The sequence below is a fragment of the Streptomyces sp. NPDC042002 genome (assembly GCF_055588305.1).
This window is the reverse complement of the sequence record NZ_JBVJCT010000016.1, coordinates 12,529-32,016: the sequence shown is the minus strand read 5'-3', so window position 1 is coordinate 32,016 and position 19,488 is coordinate 12,529. Positions and strand designations below refer to the sequence as shown.

20 protein-coding genes are annotated in these 19,488 nt (G+C 69.4%); 12 read left to right on the top strand and 8 right to left on the bottom strand.

From position 1 onward, the window contains the following. Positions 1-99 precede the first annotated feature (99 nt). From ACZ6KY_RS23365 to pstB, 7 genes are all read left to right on the top strand, one after another. Complete coding sequence (locus ACZ6KY_RS23365) at positions 100-2,331, top strand: RNA degradosome polyphosphate kinase (protein WP_469312218.1); 2,232 nt, start codon at positions 100-102, stop codon at positions 2,329-2,331. Next, on the top strand, positions 2,312-3,385 hold the full coding sequence (locus ACZ6KY_RS23360; RefSeq protein WP_469312217.1) for a CHAD domain-containing protein: 1,074 nt from the start codon (positions 2,312-2,314) through the stop codon (positions 3,383-3,385). Before ACZ6KY_RS23365 ends, ACZ6KY_RS23360 begins: the two co-directional genes overlap by 20 nt. 10 nt (positions 3,386-3,395) lie before the next feature. Further along, positions 3,396-3,809: an NUDIX hydrolase gene (locus ACZ6KY_RS23355; protein ID WP_469312216.1), complete on the top strand. Its 414-nt coding sequence runs from the start codon at positions 3,396-3,398 to the stop codon at positions 3,807-3,809. Between the two features lie 458 nt (positions 3,810-4,267). Then, positions 4,268-5,398, top strand: coding sequence for a phosphate ABC transporter substrate-binding protein PstS (pstS, locus tag ACZ6KY_RS23350; RefSeq protein WP_469312215.1), 1,131 nt, complete (start codon positions 4,268-4,270; stop codon positions 5,396-5,398). A 100-nt stretch (positions 5,399-5,498) separates the two neighbouring features. Continuing rightward, positions 5,499-6,506, top strand: coding sequence for a phosphate ABC transporter permease subunit PstC (gene pstC, locus ACZ6KY_RS23345; protein ID WP_469312348.1), 1,008 nt, complete (start codon positions 5,499-5,501; stop codon positions 6,504-6,506). Then, positions 6,503-7,561 (top strand): phosphate ABC transporter permease PstA, encoded by a 1,059-nt coding sequence (gene pstA, locus ACZ6KY_RS23340; protein WP_469312214.1) that lies wholly within the window; start codon positions 6,503-6,505, stop codon positions 7,559-7,561. The genes pstC and pstA overlap by 4 nt, the downstream gene beginning before the upstream one ends. Before the next feature lie 48 nt (positions 7,562-7,609). Continuing rightward, positions 7,610-8,386, top strand: coding sequence for a phosphate ABC transporter ATP-binding protein PstB (gene pstB / locus ACZ6KY_RS23335; RefSeq protein WP_261702108.1), 777 nt, complete (start codon positions 7,610-7,612; stop codon positions 8,384-8,386). A gap of 334 nt (positions 8,387-8,720) precedes the next feature. On the opposite strand, the gene ACZ6KY_RS23330 is transcribed toward pstB, so the two are convergent. Together ACZ6KY_RS23330 and ACZ6KY_RS23325 are read right to left on the bottom strand one after the other, a co-directional pair. Beyond that, on the bottom strand, positions 8,721-9,719 hold the full coding sequence (locus ACZ6KY_RS23330; RefSeq protein ID WP_469312213.1) for an inorganic phosphate transporter: 999 nt from the start codon (positions 9,717-9,719) through the stop codon (positions 8,721-8,723). Between the two features lie 7 nt (positions 9,720-9,726). Then, a complete protein-coding gene (locus tag ACZ6KY_RS23325; protein WP_261702110.1) occupies positions 9,727-10,347 on the bottom strand; it encodes a DUF47 domain-containing protein in 621 nt (206 codons plus the stop codon). Positions 10,348-10,584: 237 nt separating this feature from the next. On the opposite strand from ACZ6KY_RS23325, the gene ACZ6KY_RS23320 reads away from it, so the two are divergent. After that, positions 10,585-10,941: a metal-sensitive transcriptional regulator gene (locus tag ACZ6KY_RS23320; protein ID WP_469312212.1), complete on the top strand. Its 357-nt coding sequence runs from the start codon at positions 10,585-10,587 to the stop codon at positions 10,939-10,941. Between the two features lie 233 nt (positions 10,942-11,174). Here ACZ6KY_RS23320 and ACZ6KY_RS23315 read toward each other — a convergent pair whose 3' ends face one another. Together ACZ6KY_RS23315 and ACZ6KY_RS23310 are read right to left on the bottom strand one after the other, a co-directional pair. Further along, the gene (locus ACZ6KY_RS23315; protein ID WP_469312211.1) at positions 11,175-11,366 is read right to left on the bottom strand and encodes a hypothetical protein; all 192 of its coding nucleotides are present in this window, start codon (positions 11,364-11,366) and stop codon (positions 11,175-11,177) included. 130 nt (positions 11,367-11,496) lie between these two features. After that, a complete protein-coding gene (locus tag ACZ6KY_RS23310; RefSeq protein WP_469312347.1) occupies positions 11,497-12,327 on the bottom strand; it encodes an SCO4651 family lipoprotein in 831 nt (276 codons plus the stop codon). Positions 12,328-12,447: 120 nt separating this feature from the next. Between ACZ6KY_RS23310 and ACZ6KY_RS23305 the strand changes: the two genes are divergently transcribed. From ACZ6KY_RS23305 to ACZ6KY_RS23295, 3 genes are all read left to right on the top strand, one after another. Beyond that, on the top strand, positions 12,448-12,609 hold the full coding sequence (locus ACZ6KY_RS23305) for a hypothetical protein (protein ID WP_469312210.1): 162 nt from the start codon (positions 12,448-12,450) through the stop codon (positions 12,607-12,609). 186 nt (positions 12,610-12,795) lie between these two features. Continuing rightward, on the top strand, positions 12,796-13,221 hold the full coding sequence (locus ACZ6KY_RS23300; RefSeq protein ID WP_469312209.1) for a hypothetical protein: 426 nt from the start codon (positions 12,796-12,798) through the stop codon (positions 13,219-13,221). A gap of 175 nt (positions 13,222-13,396) precedes the next feature. After that, positions 13,397-14,983 carry an FAD-binding oxidoreductase gene (locus tag ACZ6KY_RS23295; RefSeq protein ID WP_469312208.1) on the top strand — a complete coding sequence of 529 codons (1,587 nt, stop codon included), beginning with the start codon at positions 13,397-13,399 and terminating at the stop codon, positions 14,981-14,983. A 103-nt stretch (positions 14,984-15,086) separates the two neighbouring features. Here the strand turns inward: ACZ6KY_RS23295 and ACZ6KY_RS23290 are convergent, their stop codons facing one another. The 4 genes from ACZ6KY_RS23290 to ACZ6KY_RS23275 form a co-directional block, all read right to left on the bottom strand. Further along, entirely contained in the window at positions 15,087-15,788 is a 702-nt protein-coding gene (locus ACZ6KY_RS23290) for a phosphatase PAP2 family protein (protein ID WP_469312207.1), read from the bottom strand. Positions 15,789-15,982: 194 nt separating this feature from the next. After that, positions 15,983-16,990 (bottom strand): C40 family peptidase, encoded by a 1,008-nt coding sequence (locus ACZ6KY_RS23285; protein ID WP_469312206.1) that lies wholly within the window; start codon positions 16,988-16,990, stop codon positions 15,983-15,985. A 105-nt stretch (positions 16,991-17,095) separates the two neighbouring features. Continuing rightward, a complete protein-coding gene (locus ACZ6KY_RS23280) occupies positions 17,096-17,875 on the bottom strand; it encodes a trypsin-like serine peptidase (protein ID WP_469312205.1) in 780 nt (259 codons plus the stop codon). A gap of 112 nt (positions 17,876-17,987) precedes the next feature. Further along, positions 17,988-18,434, bottom strand: coding sequence for an ATP-binding protein (locus tag ACZ6KY_RS23275; protein ID WP_469312204.1), 447 nt, complete (start codon positions 18,432-18,434; stop codon positions 17,988-17,990). Positions 18,435-18,641: 207 nt separating this feature from the next. Here ACZ6KY_RS23275 and ACZ6KY_RS23270 point away from each other — a divergent pair, with 207 nt between their 5' ends. After that, positions 18,642-19,487 carry a helix-turn-helix domain-containing protein gene (locus ACZ6KY_RS23270; protein ID WP_469312203.1) on the top strand — a complete coding sequence of 282 codons (846 nt, stop codon included), beginning with the start codon at positions 18,642-18,644 and terminating at the stop codon, positions 19,485-19,487. The last annotated feature ends 1 nt before the right edge of the window (position 19,488 follow it).

The following is a 19,488-nucleotide window of genomic DNA, read 5'->3' as shown; positions in this document are numbered from 1 at the left end:
CCTACGCCAGCCATGCGGAACGGGAATTTCCGCATCGGCGCGCTGGTGCCCGCCCTCTCCGACGCGCCGGTCTCGCCCTCGGCACGGAAGAATGGGTCCATGAACCAGCGAAGCGCCCAGGCACCCGTGCAGCACCCGCAGCCCTCCGTCGGCTCCATCGCCGCGCATCGTCCGCACACCGTCGCGGCCAACGTCTCCGACCTGGAGCCAGACCTCGACGCCGACCTCGACGAGTACGAGGACACGGTGCAGGACGGGATCATGCTGCCGCAAGGCCGGTTCCTGGACCGTGAGCGCAGCTGGCTGGCGTTCAACGAGCGCGTTCTGGAACTCGCGGAGGACCCGGACACGCCCCTTCTGGAGCGCGCGAACTTCCTGGCGATCTTCGCCAGCAACCTGGACGAGTTCTTCATGGTCCGGGTGGCCGGCCTGAAGCGCCGCATCGCCACCGGTGTCGCCACCAAGTCCGCGTCGGGCCTCCAGCCCCGTGAGGTCCTGGAGATGATCTGGGCCCGCTCCCGCGAACTCATGGCCCGGCACGCGGCCTGCTACCAGGAGGACGTCGCCCCCGCGCTCGCGGAGGAGGGCGTCCACCTGGTGCGCTGGAGCGAGCTGACCGAGAAGGAGCAGGCCCGCCTGTTCACTCTCTTCCGGCACCAGATCTTCCCGGTCCTGACCCCGCTGGCGGTCGACCCCGCGCACCCCTTCCCGTACATCTCGGGCCTGTCCCTGAACCTCGCCGTCGTCGTACGGAACCCGGTCAGCGGCCACCGCCACTTCGCGCGCGTCAAGGTCCCGCCGCTGCTCTCCCGCTTCCTGGAGGCCTCCCCCAACCGCTACGTCCCCATCGAGGATGTGATCGCGGCTCACCTGGAGGAACTCTTCCCGGGCATGGAGGTGTTGGAGCACCACACCTTCCGGCTCACCCGGAACGAGGACCTGGAGGTCGAGGAGGACGACGCCGAGAACCTGCTCCAGGCTCTGGAGAAGGAGCTCATGCGGCGCCGCTTCGGGCCGCCGGTGCGCCTGGAGGTCGAGGAGTCCATCGACCGGTACGTCCTCGACCTCCTCGTACGCGAACTGAAGATCTCCGAGGCGGAGGTGTACCCGCTGCCGGGCCCCCTGGACCTCACCGGCCTCTTCGGCATCGGCGCGCTGGACCGGCCCGAGCTGAAGTACGCCAAGTTCATCGCCGGCACCCACCGCGATCTCGCGGAGGTCGAGTCGGCGTCCCCGCCCGACATCTTCGCCGCGCTGCGCGAGCGGGACGTCCTGCTGCACCACCCGTACGACTCGTTCTCCACCTCGGTGCAGGCCTTCCTGGAGCAGGCCGCGGCCGACCCGGACGTGCTCGCCATCAAGCAGACGCTCTACCGGACCTCCGGCGACTCGCCGATCGTGGACGCGCTGATAGACGCGGCCGAGTCCGGCAAGCAGGTCCTCGTCCTGGTCGAGATCAAGGCCCGCTTCGACGAGCAGGCGAACATCAAGTGGGCCCGGAAGCTGGAGGAGTCCGGCTGCCATGTGGTGTACGGACTCGTCGGTCTGAAGACCCACTGCAAGCTGTCGCTCGTGGTCCGGCAGGAGGGCGACACCCTGCGCCGCTACTCCCACGTCGGCACCGGCAACTACCACCCGAAGACCGCCCGGCTGTACGAGGACCTCGGACTGCTCACCGCCGATCCGCAGGTCGGCGCGGACCTCTCCGACCTCTTCAACCGGCTCTCGGGCTACTCGCGCCGCGAGACCTACCGCCGTCTGCTCGTCGCACCCAAGTCCCTGCGCGACGGCCTGATCGCGCGGATCAACAAGGAAGTCCAGCACCACAACGCCGGGCGTCCGGCCTTCGTCCGCATCAAGGTCAACTCGATGGTGGACGAGGCGCTCATCGACTCGCTGTACCGCGCGTCCCAGGCCGGTGTGCCGGTCGACATATGGGTGCGCGGAATCTGCGCCGTCCGCCCCGGCGTCACGGGCCTGTCCGACAACATACGGGTCCGTTCCGTCCTCGGCCGCTTCCTGGAGCACTCCCGGGTCTTCACCTTCGGCAACGGCGGCGAACCCGAGGTGTGGATCGGCAGCGCCGACATGATGCACCGCAACCTCGACCGACGGATCGAGGCCCTGGTCAGGGTCACCGACCCGGCTCACCGGGCAGCCCTCAACCGGCTGCTGGAGACCGGCATGTCCGACACCACGGCCTCCTGGCACCTCGGCCCCGACGGCGAGTGGATCCGCCACGCGACCGACGCGGAGGGCCAGCCCCTGCGGAACGTCCAGGAGATGCTCATAGACGCCCGGAGGCGCCGGCGTGGCACAGCAGCACCTTGATCCCCCCACCAGCTCCGTGGCCGGGACGGCCCCCAGGGCCCCGGCCCCCCTCGACGAGGGAGGTGCCCCGACCGGTGACGCCCTGGCGGGCTATCTGCGGGCCCAGGCCACGGAGTTCCTCCGCTCGCTGCGCCAGCACCGGGAGACCGGTGCCGCGGCGGGCGGTGCCGGGGAGTCCGGCGACGCGGCGCGCTCACTGCGCCGTTCCGCCCGCCGTATCAGCGGCAGCCTGCACACCTTCCGGCCGCTGCTCGACGCGGACTGGTCGGAGGGCATGCGCCCCGAACTGGCCTGGCTGTCGGGCACGCTGGCACGCGAGCACGCCTACGCCGCCCGCCTGGAGCGGCTGCTCGGCGCGCTGAACCGGCTGTCGGGCACGGCCGCGGTGCCCGCCCAGGCCGGACGCACCCCGGCCACGGCCCCCAAGACGGGCCATCTGACCATCGGCGCCGCGAAGGCGGGCGCGCTCCTCGACCGCCAGCTGACGCTCGCGCGCACCCGTGCCCACTCGGCGGCCCTCCAGGCGCTCGGCTCCTCCCGCTTCCACGCCGTCGCCGACAGCGTCGCCGTACTCGCCAGTGAGGTTCCGCTGGCCCCGGCCGCGGACACCACCGACCTGCGTCCGCTGTCCGCCGCGGCCCAGGACCGGCTGACCGACGCCGTCACCGCGCTCCCGCTGGTCGTCGCCGGCCACCCCTACAACGCGGAGGCCCTCGTGCACGGCCTCTCCGCCGACACCGCTCCCCAGCCGCAGGACACGCCCTGGCACCAGGTCCGGCTGCTGCTGCGGCTGCACCGCTACGCCAGTGAGGTGCTGCACCAGGGGGAGTGCCCCGTCGACGTACGCCTGCTCGGCGCGGGCAAGGCGCTCAACCGGCACCGGGACGCGGCGGAGGCGGCGTCCGCCGCGGCGTCGGCGGCGCGCACCCCGCGCATCGCGCCGGCGACGGCGTACGCCCTCGGTGTGCTGCACGCCGACCAGCGGCACGAGGTGGAGGCGGCGCGGTTCGCCTTCCAGCAGGCCTGGCAGAAGGAAGCCGTACGCACCCCGTGAGGGAGGCCCCATGGCCGACGACACCATCCAAGCGGCGGGATGCGTCCTGTGGCGCCGCTCACCGGTCGACTCCGCGCTGGAGATCTGCCTCGTCCACCGGCCCAAGTACGACGACTGGTCGCATCCGAAGGGCAAGCTGAAGCGCGGCGAGGGATTCCTGACGGGCGCGCTGCGCGAGGTCGAGGAGGAGACGGGCTACGACGCCGTCCCCGGCGCCGTCCTCCCCACGCTCCGCTATCTCGTCGGCGAACGCGCCAAGGAGGTCCGCTACTGGGCCGCCGAGGCCGCCGACGGCCGCTTCGCCCCGAACGACGAGGTCGACCGCGTCCTGTGGCTCTCCCCCACCGCCGCCCGCCACCGGCTCACCCAGCCGCGCGACCGCGACCTGGTGGACGCGCTACTAAACGCGCTGCGTCTCGCCTGACGTGTTCCCCTGTATAGGAGGGCGCCTCCCCCGGCATCCGGAGCGGCGCCTCGCCACGTACGGACAGCCCGGCGGAGCCGCGGACGGGCACTCACCGTAGCGAGCGCGCCCTTCGCTGGTGCTCATGAGGAAACTGAGGCGAATGAGGTATGACGGGAACATGGGTACCGCGGAACATATGCGCACCCGTTCGGTCACCTGGAGTTTCCTTATTGGACCCCTCTGCCGGGACACAGCCGTGTCCTCGACGTGAGCGTTCCGTGACCTCACCGCACCGCCTTCAGGGGTTCACCCTCCGTTCACTTACGGCCTTCGGCGCCTTCACCTGATCTGCTTAATTTCGGCCTTACACGGTGCGAAGGACGCCTCAAGGCGATTCCTCCGCATCGCTACGGACCGCATTACACAGACATCGCACGCCGCCACACAGACGGCGGCTCCTGGAAGGAACTCCCGAAGTGAAGCTTCAGCGCATGAACCGGCGTGCCCTCACCCTCGGTGCTCTCGCCGTCTCCGGCGCCCTGGCCCTCACGGCGTGCGGCTCTGACGACACCGGCGCGACCAGCGGCAGCAGCAGCTCGTCCTCGGCCGGCAACAACAGCGCCATCAAGTGCGACGGCGCCAAGGGCCAGCTGGAGGCCTCCGGGTCCTCCGCGCAGAAGAACGCGATCGACGCCTGGGTGAAGGCCTTCAAGGCCGCCTGCCCCGACGTTCAGATCAACTACAACCCGACGGGTTCGGGTGCCGGTGTCACGGCGTTCACCCAGGGTCAGACCGCGTTCGCCGGTTCGGACTCGGCCCTCAAGCCGGAAGAGGCCACGGCCGCCAAGAAGGCCTGCGCCAACAACGCCGCGGTCGACCTGCCCATGGTCGGTGGCCCCATCGCGCTCGGCTACAACGTCCCCGGTGTCGACAGCCTGGTCCTGGACTCCGCGACGATCGCCAAGATCTTCGACGGCAAGATCAAGACGTGGGACGACGCGGCCATCAAGAAGCTGAACCCCACCGCGAAGCTCCCCAGCACCAAGATCCAGGCGTTCCACCGCTCGGACGAGTCCGGCACCACGGACAACTTCACCAAGTACCTCATCGCCACCGCCCCGGGGGACTGGAAGTACTCCGGCGGCAAGGCGTGGCAGGCGCAGGGCGGCCAGTCCGCCCAGGGCTCGGCCGGCCTCGCCCAGCAGGTGAAGCAGACCCCCGGCGCGATCTCGTACTTCGAGCTCTCCTACGCCGCTGACGGCATCAAGACCGTCGACCTCAAGACGGCCGCCGCCGCCCCGGTCAAGGCCAGCGTCGAGAACGCCACCAAGGCGATCTCCACCGCCAAGGTCGTCGGCACCGGCAACGACCTGGCCCTGCAGATGAACTACAAGCCGACCGCCGAGGGCGCGTACCCGCTCACGCTGGTCACCTACGAGATCGTCTGCGAGAAGGGCAACAAGGCCGACACCCTGGCCACCACCAAGTCCTTCCTGACCTACATCGCGAGCGAGGACGGCCAGAACCAGCTGACCGCCGCCCAGTACGCCCCGATCCCCGCCGAGATCATCACCAAGGTTCGTTCCACCATCTCGAACCTGGGCTGATCCGAGTGTGCGGCCCGCCTCGCCGAGGCGGGCCGCACCGTCCGGTGCACCGCCGCCTGGAGCCGCCACTCGATCCGGCTCCGCAGACCGGAGACTCATGATGGACATATCGACACAGAACACTGAAGCGCCTCCCCCCGCCCCACGATCCTCGGGTGCCGTGCGGAAGCGCGCCGCCCGCGGCGCGACCCGCCCCGGCGACCGCGTGTTCCTCGCGCTGTCCCGCGGTTCCGGCATCCTTCTCCTGGTGATCATGGCCGCCATCGCGGTCTTCCTCACCTACCGTGCCGCGCTCGCGATCAGCAAGGACCAGGGCAACTTCCTCACCACGTTCGAGTGGAACGCCAACCTCGAACCGCCCGTCTTCGGCATCGCGGTGCTGGCCTTCGGCACGGTGGTCTCCGCGATCATCGCCATGGCCCTCGCGGTCCCGGTCGCGGTCGGCATCGCCCTGTTCATCACGCACTACGCGCCGCGCAGGATCGGCGGACCCGTCGCGTACGTGATCGACCTGCTCGCCGCCGTCCCGTCCATCGTGTACGGCCTCTGGGGCGCCATCGTCCTCGTGCCGCACATGACCGGTCTGTTCGGCTGGCTCAACGACTACTTCGGCTGGACCGGCATCTTCTCGTGGCAGGGCGGCGCGGCCCGCTCGATGCTCACCGTCGGCATCCTGCTCGCGATCATGATCCTTCCGATCATCACCAACGTGAGCCGTGAGGTCTTCCGCCAGGCGCCGCAGATGCACCAGGAAGCCGCGCTGGCCCTCGGCGCCACGCGCTGGGAGGTCATCCGCATGTCGGTGCTGCCCTTCGGCCGCTCCGGCGTGATCTCGGCCTCGATGCTCGGCCTCGGCCGCGCGCTCGGCGAGACGATGGCCGTCGCCACCGTGCTCTCGCCGAGCTTCGACATCCAGGCCAGCCTGCTCGACCCGGGCGGCGGCACGTTCGCGCAGAACATCGCGAGCAAGTTCAACGAGGCCAACACGTTCGGCCAGGACGCCCTGATCGCCTCGGGTCTCGTCCTGTTCGTCATCACGCTGCTGGTCAACGGTGCGGCGCGCATCATCATCAACCGCCGCAAGGAGTACTCGGGGGCCAACGCATGAGCAACGCACCCGTCACCCGGAAGCACGCCAGCACGCTGCGCGGCGGCAGCCTCCCGAAGTGGTCCCCCTGGGCCATCGCCGCGGGATCCCTCGCGGTCGCCGCCGGCATCGGTCTGGGCGCCGGCCTGGACAGCAAGGTCCAGTGGGGCCTGATCGCCGCGATCCTCTTCGTCCTCGGCACGTACGTCATCGCCGCGCGCGTCGAGGGCCGCCGTCAGGCCAAGGACCGCGTCGCGACCAGCCTCGTCTGGGTCTGCTTCATCGTCGCCGTCATCCCGCTGGCCTCCCTGATCTGGGAGACCGTCAAGCGCGGCGCGAAGGCCTTCGACCTCTACTTCCTGAGCCACTCCATGGGTGTGGTCGCCGACAACGAGCCCGGTGGCGGTATCTACCACGCGCTCATCGGCACCCTGGAGCAGGTCGCCATCGCCACCGTGATCGCGGTGCCGATCGGTGTGCTCACCGCGATCTACCTCGTCGAGTACGGGCGCGGCAAGCTCGCCAGGGTCGTCACCTTCTTCGTCGACGTCATGACGGGCATCCCGTCGATCGTCGCCGGCCTGTTCATCCTCAGCTTCTGGATCCTGATTCTGGACATGGGCTACTCCGGCTTCGCCGGTGCGCTCGCCCTGTCGATCCTGATGATGCCCGTGGTGGTCCGCTCCACCGAGGAGATGCTCAAGCTCGTCCCGAACGAGCTGCGCGAGGCCTCTCTCGCCCTGGGTATCCCGAAGTGGCGCACGATCATCAAGGTGGTTCTGCCGACGTCCATCGGCGGCATCACCACGGGCGTGATGCTCGCTGTCGCGCGTATCACCGGTGAGACCGCTCCCGTGCTGCTGTTGGTGTGGGGTACGAACTACATCAACAACAACCCGTTCGACGGCCCGCAGGCCTCGCTCCCGCTGTACATCTACCGTCAGTACAGCGCCGGAACCGACGTGGCCACCGACCGAGCGTGGGCGGCAGCACTGGCCCTCATCGGCTTCGTCATGATTCTCAACATGGGGGCGCGTGCCATCGCACGCTGGAAGGCCCCCAAGACGGGCCGCTGACGCGGCCGATCAGCGTCCCGATCCTTTGCGAAAGAAGCAGTGACTGACATGGCCAAGCGAATCGACGTAAGCGGTCTCACCGCCTACTACAGCGCCCACAAGGCGATCGAAGACATCTCCATGACGGTCGAGCCGCGCTCCGTGACGGCCTTCATCGGCCCCTCCGGCTGCGGCAAGTCGACCTTCCTGCGCACCCTGAACCGCATGCACGAGGTCACCCCCGGTGGCCGCGTCGAGGGCAAGGTGCTGCTTGACGACGAGGACCTGTACGGGAACGGGATCGACCCCGTCGCCGTGCGCCGCACCATCGGCATGGTCTTCCAGCGCCCCAACCCGTTCCCCACGATGTCGATCTTCGACAACGTGGCGGCGGGCCTGAAGCTGAACGGCTCCTACAAGAAGTCCGAGCTCAGCGACGTCGTCGAGCGGTCCCTCAAGGGCGCGAACCTCTGGAACGAGGTCAAGGACCGGCTGAACAAGCCCGGGTCCGGCCTGTCCGGCGGTCAGCAGCAGCGTCTGTGCATCGCGCGGGCGATCGCGGTGGAGCCGCAGGTCCTCCTCATGGACGAACCCTGCTCGGCCCTGGACCCGATCTCCACCCTCGCCATCGAGGACCTGATCGGTGAGCTGAAGGAGCGCTTCACGATCGTCATCGTGACGCACAACATGCAGCAGGCCGCCCGCGTCTCCGACCGCACCGCGTTCTTCAACCTCTCCGCGGTCGGCCAGCCCGGCCGCCTCATCGAGATAGACGACACGGAGCGCATCTTCTCCAACCCGTCCGTCCAGGCCACGGAGGACTACATCTCCGGTCGCTTCGGCTGACCGGACCGCCTCCCCGAACCCCTCGCGGTGCTGCATGGCGGTGCCACCGCGAGGACGAGAAGGGCCCGCCCCTGGCTCCCGGGGGCGGGCCCCTTCGTTTGCCCCGACTACCGGATGCCGGTGCAGACCTCATCTCTTTCCCCGGAGCCACCCTCCCCGTGACCGCCCCGCTCGCGGCCCGTCCCACCCCGCGATCCCACGCGCCCGGCACCGTCCAGCCCGTCCGCCCGTGGGCGTCGGGAGTCGGGCGTCGGGCGTCGGGGAAACGCCAAGGGCCGGTCCTCTCGGAGGACCGGCCCAGGAAAACCAGGCGCCGCGGAAGCGAACCCCGCTCCTACAGGAACGCCAGGTTCACGACCCAGAAGCTGCACGCGGCGACGATCGCGGCGGCCGGCATGGTGATGAACCAGCCGAGGACGATGTTCTTGGCGACGCCCCACCGCACGGCGTTCACCCGCTTCGTCGCCCCGACACCCATGATCGCCGAGGTGATGACATGGGTCGTGGAGATCGGCGCCTTGAAGATGTAGGCCGTCGTGAACATGATCGACGCGCCGGTCGTCTCCGCGGCGAAACCCTGCGGCGGATCGAGTTCGATGATCTTCCGTCCGAGCGTCCGCATGATGCGCCAGCCGCCCGCGTACGTCCCCAGCGACAGCATCGCCGCACAGGTGATCTTCACCCAGACCGGGATCGGGTCGTTCGGACCCTGGACGTCGGCGATGACCAGCGCCATCACCACGACACCCATCGTCTTCTGGGCGTCCTGAAGACCGTGCCCGAGCGCCATGCCGGCCGCGGACACAGTCTGCGCTATACGGAAACCGCGCTTGGTCTTGTGCGGGTTGGACCGCCGGAACATCCACATGATCACGGTCATCACGAGATAGCCGACGAGCAGACCGACGACCGGCGAGAGGAACATCGGGATGATGACCTTGTCGAGCAGGCCGCTCCAGTAGACCGTCGTGCCACCGGCCAGCGCCGCGCCGACCATGCCGCCGAACAGGGCGTGCGAGGACGAGGACGGCAGACCGAAGTACCAGGTGATCAGGTTCCAGGTGATCGCGCCGATGAGTGCCGCGAAGAGGATGCCCATCCCCTTCGAGCCCTCGGGCGTCTGGATCAGCCCCTCACTGACGGTCTTGGCGACCCCGCTGCCGAGGAACGCGCCGGCGAGGTTCATCACCGCGGCCATGGCGAGCGCGGCCCGCGGCGTCAGGGCGCGCGTCGACACGGAGGTGGCGATGGCGTTCGCCGAGTCGTGGAAGCCGTTCGTGTACGTGAAACCGAGCGCGACCCCGATGGTCACGATCAGAGCGAAGGTGGCCATGAAGGGGTCAGGACTCCTTGACGGCGATGGTCTCCACCGTGTTCGCCACGTGCTCGAACGCGTCGGCCGCTTCCTCCAGCACATCCACGATCTGCTTGAGCTTCAGCACCTCGATGGCGTCGTACTTGCCACTGAAGAGGTGGGCCAGCAGCTTGCGGTGGATCTGGTCCGCCTGGTTCTCCAGACGGTTGACCTCGATCCAGTACTCCGTGAGGTTGTCCATGGTCCGCAGGTTGGGCATGGCCTCGGCGGTCAGCTCCGCCGCCCGCGACAGCACCTCGATCTGCTGCTCGACACCCTTGGGAAGCTCCTCGACGTTGTAGAGGACGACCAGGTCGACGGCCTCCTCCATGAAGTCCATGATGTCGTCGAGGGAAGAGGCGAGGTTGTAGATGTCCTCGCGGTCGAAGGGCGTGATGAAGGAGGAATTCAGCTGGTGGAAGATCGCGTGTGTCGCGTCGTCACCAGCGTGTTCCGCGGCCCGCATACGCTCTGCGATCTCGGCCCGAGCGGAAGCGTCCGCCCCGAGCAGTTCCATCAGGAGTTTCGAGCCCGTGACGATGTTGTCCGCGGATGCGGAGAACATGTCATAGAAGCTCGTCTCCCTGGGGGTCAGACGAAAGCGCACGTTGGGGTCCTCGGGGTGCTTCGGTTCGGTCAGGCTGATGCTAGGCGCATCATCCGGCCACGGCTAATGGGCCGTCCCCCAGTGTCGCCCATCGAGCACAGTGATCGGCACGGGGTCCGGTACCGGCGCCGGGCAAGGGGGCTATACCCAGCAAAGTTCGATACCATATACCCACCAGGGGTATATGTAAGTGGCGTTTCAGACAGGATCGCCGACCGGATCCAGCAGGAGGACGCGATGACGACCACCGAGGCCGGCGCGACGGCGCCCTCCGGCGACGCGCAGGAGGTCGTGACCGACCACGACCGCGGTGTCCACGGCTACCACCAGCAGAAGGACGAGCACCTGAAGCGGCTGCGCCGCATCGAGGGGCAGATCCGCGGCCTCCAGCGGATGGTCGACGAGGACGTCTACTGCATCGACATACTCACCCAGGTGTCCGCCTCCACGAAGGCCCTCCAGTCCTTCGCCCTGCAACTCCTGGAGGAGCACCTGCGCCACTGCGTCGCGGACGCGGCCCTCAAGGGCGGCGACGAGGTCGACGCGAAGGTCGAGGAAGCGACGAAGGCGATCGGCCGCCTGCTCCGCACCTGAGAGACCCGCCGGACGCGGAAGACACAAGAGACACGAGAGATACGACGCATGTGACATGCGCAACGCATGAACCGTATGACCCTTATGACTCGCATGGGACAGATGGGCGGTTCGCGGCACGGATGAGGTGCGCTTCACGCACCTGTACCGAGCGGACAAGCGTCCCGGACGGAGCGCCGGCCCCCGGAGAGAACCGGAAGGAGCCGGAGGAGACCAGATGGGGCCGGAAGGGACTAGTCCTCCGCACCCGGCTGCTCAGGAGCACGTTCTTCGGCCACTTTCAGCACCGCGTCGATGCTCTCCAGGCTGAGCCGGTCCTCGTGGGCCGTCGAGGCCGCGATGATCAGCTCGCCGCACAGCTCGATCTCGGCGAGGGCCACGTGGTCCTGAACTGCCGTACCGCCGACCGGAGCCACGTGCGTCACCTCTTCCTGCCGTCACCGACTTCCTAGAGTAGGGATCGGCCTACGCACCGCGCATGGCACGGAAGGGCCATTTCCGGCCCCCCTGTGAAGCTACGGCTCCGGATGCCCTTGCCCATTCCTCCGGAACCCACTACTCCGCGATCTTCCCGGCGTAGATGTCCGAGGAGTCCGGCAGCCGTACGACGACGGGGCTGCCGAAGTCGTACAGCAGGAGCGTCGAGGCGACGGCGACGGTGCCCTTCCGCTGTCCGTTGACGAAGCTGAACCGGTGCCGGACCTTGCGCAGCCGTCCCTGGTCGTCGAGGTAGGCGTCGAACGGCACCTCGGTGGTCGCGAACCCCTTCGCCGCCGCCCTCAGCGCCGGCCGCTGCCCCGGCGAGGCGTCCCGCGCGGCGACGACGAGGTCGGCGGTCCCGCGAAAGTGCCGCACCGGGATCCCGGCGACCTCGGTCTTCCCCACATAGGTCACCGCCCGCGCGCCGCGCAGCAGTTCGGCCGCGGCGTACGGGTCGGTGGCGCCGCCCGTGACCAGGTTCCCGTCCGTGAGACCGGCCGTCGCCACCCGGACCCATTTGTCGGCGGGCACTCCGGCGCCCCGGTTCTTCATGAACAGAGCCCCCGGGGTGAGGAGTTCGGTGATCGGCCGGTGCTCGGCCGCGCCCGCCGGGTCCTGCGGCAGCAGCACCTTCAGCCGCCCCGTCTGCTTCCTGAAGTCGTACACACCCTGCCCGCGGATGGTGACCCGGGTCCCGCCGGTGGCCATCTCCATCGACGTACTGGCCTTCGCGCTGCCGGCGCGCTCCAGCGCGGCCACGGCCTGGCGCAGCGTCTCGACGGTGCCGGGCCCGGTACGGGCGTCCACCGCGGCCGCCCCGCCGCCCGAGCATCCGGTGCCACAGACCATGAGCCCCGCCGCGACGAACGCGGCCACGACCGCCGCTCGTCCCTGCTGCTGCGCCACCATCGTCCACCGACCCCCAGCCGGTCCGTCCCGGGCCTTCCCGTCTTCCGGTTAACGACGGGTAGGGGCGCCCGTCACGCGGCAGGAATCCGTTCACTTGGCTTGGGTAACGTTGTGGGCGTGGAGCACCTGGACGAGACGGCCCCTCTCCCCGACCACCGGACGACCACGGTCGAGCAAGGCCCCTTCTGCCTGGCCCGCTGCACCTGCGGCTGGCGAGGCCCGGCCCGCCGCGCCAGAAGCCAGGCGCGCACGGACGCCAGCCAACACAGCGCGGGCTGAACCGGCACACCACGGCAACGGTGGGGTCGCGCCGCACGGCTCACCCTGCGCGCACCGTTCAGACCACCGTCACAGCCGACTCGGAACCATGGCCGAATCCACTGTTATTCGATTGATTGTTCGCACAGGCGCGTCCTACGGTCCCCTCGATCGAAGAGCACACACATCCGATACGGGGAGACCGTCTTGCGCAGACGAACCATGGCGGCAGGCGCGGCGATATCGTCCGTGTTCCTGGTCTCGACGCTGACCACGTCCGCTCACGCGGATGGCCTGACAACTCTCTCCTGCGGCACCACGGGAGCGTTCGGCCAGCTGAGTTCGAGCAACTGGTGGTCAGGTATCACGGGCCAGTTCGACGTCACGATGTCGGTCACCGACACCAAAGCCGACGACCACCACGCGCAGATCCGGCTGGTGGGCAGGACGATCGGCAACGTCCCGGTGAACTGGCCGTGGCACAGCGTCACCGGCGGACTGGGCAGCGAGGAGTCCTGGGCGAAGCCCGCTCAGAACAGCGCCGGTGTCATCAACATCGGGGTCCAGGTCGCCCGGTACGAGGGGAGCACCTACCTGAACTCCTGCACCGACTGGGCCGTCGACCCCGGCTGACCTGTCGCCCGCGGTGATGTCGCCCCGGGGTGGCCTGTCGCCAGAGTCCACCGGAGTTCCGCGAGCGGCCGGCGCCACGACGCGTCGGCCGCTCGGCCGTCCCGGTCCGAGTCCCTTCATGGAACCGCCGAGGTCACCTGCCCGTCTCGTTCCACGGAACCCACGGGAGGCGCACATGCAACGGCGTTCGTTCATCGGCGGAGCCACCGCCGTCCTCGCGGCGGCGGCGACGTCCGCCTGCGACGGCAGTGACAGCGGGGACGGCAAAGCCGCCGGGACGGCCAGGAGCACGAGCGCCGCGAGCACCGCGGCCGAGACCACCGGCATACGCACGGCGACCGCGAGCAACCGCGCGGCCGCCAACTGGCCGGCGCTGTCCCATCAGCTCGACGGCGCCCTGATACGCCCCGGCGACCACAGCTGGCCGGCCGCCCACCAGCTCTACAACACGCGCTTCGACAACCTGAAGCCCGCCGCCGTCGCCTATGTCGCGCACGCCGACGACATCCGCACCACGATGGACTACGCCCGCGCCCACGGCGTGAAGGTGTCGATCCGCAACGGCGGCCACTCCTACGCGGGCTGGTCCTCCGGCGACGGCCGCCTGGTCATCGACGTCTCCAAGCTGAACAGGATCCGCGCCTCGGCGAACGAGGCGGTCGTCGGCGCCGGTTCCAAGCTGATCGACGTCTACCGCGCGCTGGCCGCCAAGGGCGTCACCATCCCCGCGGGGTCCTGCCCGACCGTGGGTGTCTCCGGCCTGACCCTCGGCGGCGGCCACGGCGTCGTGTCCCGGGCGTACGGACTGACCTGCGACAGCCTCACCCAGGCGACGCTGATCACCGCCGACGGCAAGCAGCTCACCGCGAACGCCACCGAGAACAAGGACCTGTTCTGGGCCCTGCGCGGCGCCGGCAACGGCAACTTCGGCGTCGTCACCGAGCTCCGCTTCAAGACCCACCCGGCACCGCAGGGCGTCTCGGCGTACATGACCTGGCCGTGGGCCAAGGCCGCCGCCGTGGTGAAGGCCTGGCAGGAGTGGGGTCCGAGCCAGCCGGACGAGATCTGGTCGTCCTGCCACCTGGCCAACGCGGCCGGCGGCACACCCACCGTCTCCATAGCCGCCTTCTCCCTCGGCACCTACGGCGAACTCCAGAACGCCGTGGACCGGCTGGCCGAGCGGATCGGCTCCCCCGCGCGCAGCGTCTCCCTCAAGCGGCGCTCGTACGAGGAGTCGATGGAGGTGTACGCGGGCTGCTCGTCGTTCTCCGCCGACGCCCAGTGCCACCTGCCGGGCTCGACGCCGGGCCGCAGCCCGCAGGGCGCCCTCGGCCGGGAGACGTACGCGGCCCGCTCGGACTTCTTCGACCGCTCGATCTCGGCGGCCGGAGTGCAGACGCTCCTGAACCAGATCTCCGCGGTCCGCGGCGGCGCGGGCAGCATCGCGCTCACCGCGCTCGGCGGCGCCGTCAACCGCGTGGCGCCCACGTCCACGGCGTTCGTACACCGCCGCTCGCGCATGCTGGCCCAGTACATCGTCTCCTGGCGGGCGGGCACCTCCGGGACCACCGCCCAGTCCTGGCTGACCGGCGCCCACAACGCGATGACCCGGTACGCCTCGGGCGCGGCCTACCAGAACTACACGGACGCGACGCTGACCGACTGGCGCAAGGCGTACTACGGCGACGCGGCCACCCGCCTGACGGCTCTGAAGCACCAGTACGACCCGAACCGCTTCTTCTCGTTCCCGCAGGCGCTGTAAGCCCCGGGTGCCGTAAGCCCCGGGCGCCGTAGCCGCGGATGCCATCCGTCGCCGCGGGCGCCCCGAGCCGCACCGTCGGCGGGACGCCGGGCAGTCGGGGAACCTACGCCGCCAGGTCCCGTTCCTCGGTGTGCTCGGCCCGCGCCCCCGGGATCAGGGTCTCCTGCCCGGCGGGTGCGTCGCTCCGCGCGCGGATCAGCCGGCCCGCGCGCGGAGCCGTCTCCACGGCCTTCATGACGGGGGTCAGCAGGGCCATGGCGAGCGGCGACAGCAGCAGGACGACGGCCGTGCCGAGCGCGAACCCGCCGATGACGTCCGTCGGGTAGTGCACGCCCATGTAGACCCGGCAGAACCCTTCGAGCAGCGCGAGCCCGATCCCGACGAGCCCGAACTTCCGGTTGGCGACGAAGAGTCCGACGCCCATCGCCATGGTGATCGTCGCGTGGTCGCTGACGAAGGAGAAGTCGGTCTTGCCGCTCACCAGGACGTCGAGGCCCGGATGGTCGCGAAAGGGGCGCGGGCGCTCCACGAAGCCCCTTATCGGAACGTTCACGAGGAGCGCGACACCGGCCGCGAGCGGTGCCCAGACGAGTCCGGCCACGGACGAGGCCGCGTCGGCTCCACCCCGCCGCCGCACGCTGGACCAGCACCACACGATCAGCAGGACCATCGCGAGCAGCAGACCCCACTCGCCGACGAACTCCATGAACCGGTCGAACCAGTGGGGCGCGTGCTTGGCCAGGCCATTGATGTCGTACAGCAGGTCGACGTCGGGGTTCGAACCGGATTCGGCGAGTCCAGCCATGGCGCTACGGCCCCTTCGTCGTCTTTCCCGCGGCCGCGCCCTTACGCGCGCCGCTCGATCCACCCCCGTGGTCGTAGATCAGTTCTCTACGTCAAAAGGAACGCACGGTCCCCTCCATTACGTTCCACACTCCACGGAATGATCACGCATACGTTATCGAAGAGAGATACATCGCCGCAGATCAGAGGGTGGTTTCATACCGAAGTGGGCAATGCTTTCGCGCCATCCGCGGTCACCCTGGTGGCCCCGAAGTAGTCGGGCGTGTCGACGGGATCGAAACGGATGACGGCCCCTGACCGGGGGGCGTCGATCATGTATCCGCCGCCCACGTAGATGCCGACGTGCCGGATGGCCCGGGAGTTGGTGAGGTCGTCCGAGAAGAACACCAGATCCCCGGGCAGGAGTTCCTCCCGCTTGGGGTGCGGGCCCGCGTTGTACTGGTCGTTGGCGACCCGGGGGAGGGTCACCCCGACGCTTTCGTACGAGGCCTTGGTGAGACCCGAGCAGTCGAATCGTCCACCCTGGTCAGCGGTGCCGTTGCCGCCCCACAGATAGGGCGTGCCGAGCTTCTCCTGCGCGTACGTGATGGCCGCCGCCGCCTGCTTCGAGGGGTCCACGCGGGTCACCGGCGCGGCGAAACTCTTCGCCAGCGTGGTGATCGTCTTCACATAGTTCCGGGTCTCCGCGTACGGCGGCACGCCTCCGTACTTGATGACCGCGTACGCGCCCGCGTTGTAGGCGGCGAGCATGTTCTCGGTGACGTTTCCGGGTGCGTTCTTCACATAGGAGGCCAGCTCGCAGTCGTACGAGGCGGCCGACGGAATCGCGTCATTCGGGTCCCATACGTCGCGGACGCCGTCCCCGTCGCCGTCGACTCCGTGCGTGGCCCAGGTCCCCGGAATGAATTGCGCTATCCCTTCCGCCGCCGCGGGACTCTTCGCGTTCGGATTGAATCCACTCTCCTGATACAGCTGGGCGGCGAGCAGCGCGGGATTGATCGCGCCGCAGAGATTGCCCCACTTCTGTACGAGGGGCTGGTACGCGGCGGGTACCGCGCCCTTGGCGAGTCCGACCGAACCGCCGCCGATCCCGTTGGCAAGGTTCCCGGCGACGACGTAGACGCCGACGACGAGCAGCGTCACGAAACCGAGCCCCGCGCCGACGGCAGCGGTCGCCACGATCCAGGCCTTACGCACCGTCAACCGCCCCTCATCGCACAGGAGTCCGCCGACGTCAGTGTAGAGGCGGGCTCCGCGCGAGAGGGCTGTCGCGCACAACGGCAGGGAACATGTTCGGCCGGACAGGCCCTAACCGGCTCGGCCGGCCTCCTGGTAGAGCTCGTCGGCCTCGGTCCCGAACACGGCGCTGTACGAGACGTCGTCGGTGTCCCCGCCCTGCTCGTGGCCGCCGATGACGCCGACGACCGCCCCGTCCCCGTTCACCCAGGGGCTGCCGCTGGTCCCGCCGGCGAAGGCGGGACACTCGACGCGCTGCTGCGTACGGCTCTGCACGCTGGGCTTGTCGGTGCAGGTGATGGGGGTGTCGACGGTGCCGGGGTACCCGGTGACGGTGACGGCGGTGGCCCCGGTGGCGCGGTGCGCCGCGAAGGCGTTCCCGCCTCCGACGGCGTCCTCGACCTCCTTGCCGTCGCGGGTGCCGAGGACGGCGAAGGCGACGTCGCTGTCCTCGTCCTGGTCGTTCATCCACCCCTCGGGGAGGAAGACGCCCTGGACGTCCCAGAACCCGTACGGCGCGGTGCCGTCCCGGTAGCCGGGCGCGAAGGAGAGCTGCGCCTCGCCGTCCAGACAGTGGGCGGCGGTGAGGATGAGGTCCCGCCCCGCGCTGTGCACGACGGAGGCGGTGCAGAAGTGCCCGCCGCCGCCGGCGCTCGCGGCGTCCCCGTGGAACAGGGCGCCCACGCGGGCGTTCCGGCCGTTCTCGGCGGCCTGGACGGTCACGCCGAACGGCCCGGGGCCGTCGTCGGCCGACGCGACGGACGAGGACGTCACCGCCAGCAGCACGAGGGCCGCGCCGAGCAGGGCGGGCCGCCGGGTGTCTGGGAGACGGGTGATGCGGATGCTCTTCATCGCCCCTCACCTTGCCGCAAGCGGGTGAGAAAAACCTCGGACCAGTCCGAGTATCACCTGAGAAGCCGCACCTCGCCCGGTCACTCCCGCCCGAACGGCACCATGCCCCGGTTCAGCCCCGCGCCCGCCCGGCGTCCCGGCACTCCGCCCACAGCAGCTTCCCGCCCCGCGACGCCCCCAGCTCACGCAGTACGGATACCCCCCACGCGTCGGCGCAGGCCCGTACGAGGTGGAGCCCCCGGCCGTGCTCGGCCTCCTGCGGGGGCAGACCTACGGGGGCGCCCTCCCGGAATCCGGACGGGACGGTCGGGTCCGAGTCCCACACGGCGACCCGCAGCCGGTCGGGTTCCGCCCACAGGACGCGCAGGGCGCAGGGGCCGGGTGCGTGCAGATGGGCGTTGGTGAGGAGTTCGGAGGCCAACAGCTCGGCCGTGGGCGTGAGTTCGGAGAGCTGGTGCGCGGCGAGGACGGCCCGCAGGGTGACACGGGCGATGCCCGGGGCGCGTGGATCGTGCGGGAGTTGGAGGGTGTAGGACCAGGGCGGGGATACGGTTGCCACGGAAGTCTCCGATCACGGAGGGGAGTTGGGTGGTGTCATGTCGCTACGTTGCCCAGTGACCGCGGCCGCTCCGTCGAGCGGGGTGCTTCTGGGCGGGGTCCCAGCAATAAGGTAGCGGCGCCCGGTAAAGGCATTCACCGGATTGCGAGAATCGGCTTTACTGCCACCCATGTGAGTGACGAGCACCAGCAAGGAGGCCGCGAGCCCGTGAGGACGAACCCGACGGGTCGCCAGCTCCGTTTCGGCACGGAGCTGCGCAAACTCCGCGAACGCGCGGGCCTGACCTCGACCGAGGCCGGTCAACTCATGGGCATCAAGCAGACTCAGGTCAGCAACATGGAAGCCGGGCGGGTCGGTGTGAGCGCCGAACGCGTCCACACGCTCGCCTCCCACTACGACTGCCTGGACAGAGCCTTGGTCCGAGCACTCGGCGACATGACCGCCCAACGTGTCCGCGGCTGGTGGGAGGAGTACCGCGAGATCCTGCCGGGCGGCCTGATCGACCTGGCCGAGATGGAGCACCACGCCACACACCTGACATCCGGGATCACCGCCCATGTCCCCGGCCTGCTCCAGATCCACGATCACGCCCGCGAGGTCTTCCGCCAGGTCGTACCGGAACTCTCTCCGCCCGACATCGAGCACCGGCTGTCGTTCCGGATCAAGCGCCAGGCCGTCCTCTTCAACGACTCCCCGACGCCGTACCGGGCCGTCATCCACGAGGCCGCCCTGCGCATGCAGTTCGGTGGCCCGGCCGTCACGAAGAGGCAGCTCCGGCACATCCTCGACATGAGCGAGCACCCGCACATCACCGTCCAGGTCATCCCGTTCGCCGCCGGCGCCTACCCCGGGTCCGGGCAGTCGATCCTGTACGCGCACGGAGCGGTCCCACAGCTCGACACGGTGCACCTCGACCAGTCTCACGGCTCGGCGCTGCTCGACGCCGAGGCCCAGCTCGACAAGTACCGCGTGCTCCTGAAGCGCATGACGGACGTCGCCCTCGACCCCCACGCGTCACAGGAGTTCATCCACGACGTCGCCCAGGACCTATGAA

What these genes read in the sequence shown, in the direction of transcription:
- ACZ6KY_RS23365 (WP_469312218.1), top strand. Translation starts at nt 100, where the DNA reads ATGAACCAGCGAAGCGCCCAGGCACCCGTGCAGCACCCGCAGCCCTCC.
- ACZ6KY_RS23355 (WP_469312216.1), top strand. Translation starts at nt 3,396, where the DNA reads ATGGCCGACGACACCATCCAAGCGGCGGGATGCGTCCTGTGGCGCCGC.
- pstC (WP_469312348.1), top strand. Translation starts at nt 5,499, where the DNA reads ATGGACATATCGACACAGAACACTGAAGCGCCTCCCCCCGCCCCACGA.
- pstA (WP_469312214.1), top strand. Translation starts at nt 6,503, where the DNA reads ATGAGCAACGCACCCGTCACCCGGAAGCACGCCAGCACGCTGCGCGGC.
- pstB (WP_261702108.1), top strand. Translation starts at nt 7,610, where the DNA reads ATGGCCAAGCGAATCGACGTAAGCGGTCTCACCGCCTACTACAGCGCC.
- ACZ6KY_RS23330 (WP_469312213.1), bottom strand. Translation starts at nt 9,719, where the DNA reads ATGGCCACCTTCGCTCTGATCGTGACCATCGGGGTCGCGCTCGGTTTC.
- ACZ6KY_RS23320 (WP_469312212.1), top strand. Translation starts at nt 10,585, where the DNA reads ATGACGACCACCGAGGCCGGCGCGACGGCGCCCTCCGGCGACGCGCAG.
- ACZ6KY_RS23295 (WP_469312208.1), top strand. Translation starts at nt 13,397, where the DNA reads ATGCAACGGCGTTCGTTCATCGGCGGAGCCACCGCCGTCCTCGCGGCG.
- ACZ6KY_RS23290 (WP_469312207.1), bottom strand. Translation starts at nt 15,788, where the DNA reads ATGGCTGGACTCGCCGAATCCGGTTCGAACCCCGACGTCGACCTGCTG.
- ACZ6KY_RS23280 (WP_469312205.1), bottom strand. Translation starts at nt 17,875, where the DNA reads ATGAAGAGCATCCGCATCACCCGTCTCCCAGACACCCGGCGGCCCGCC.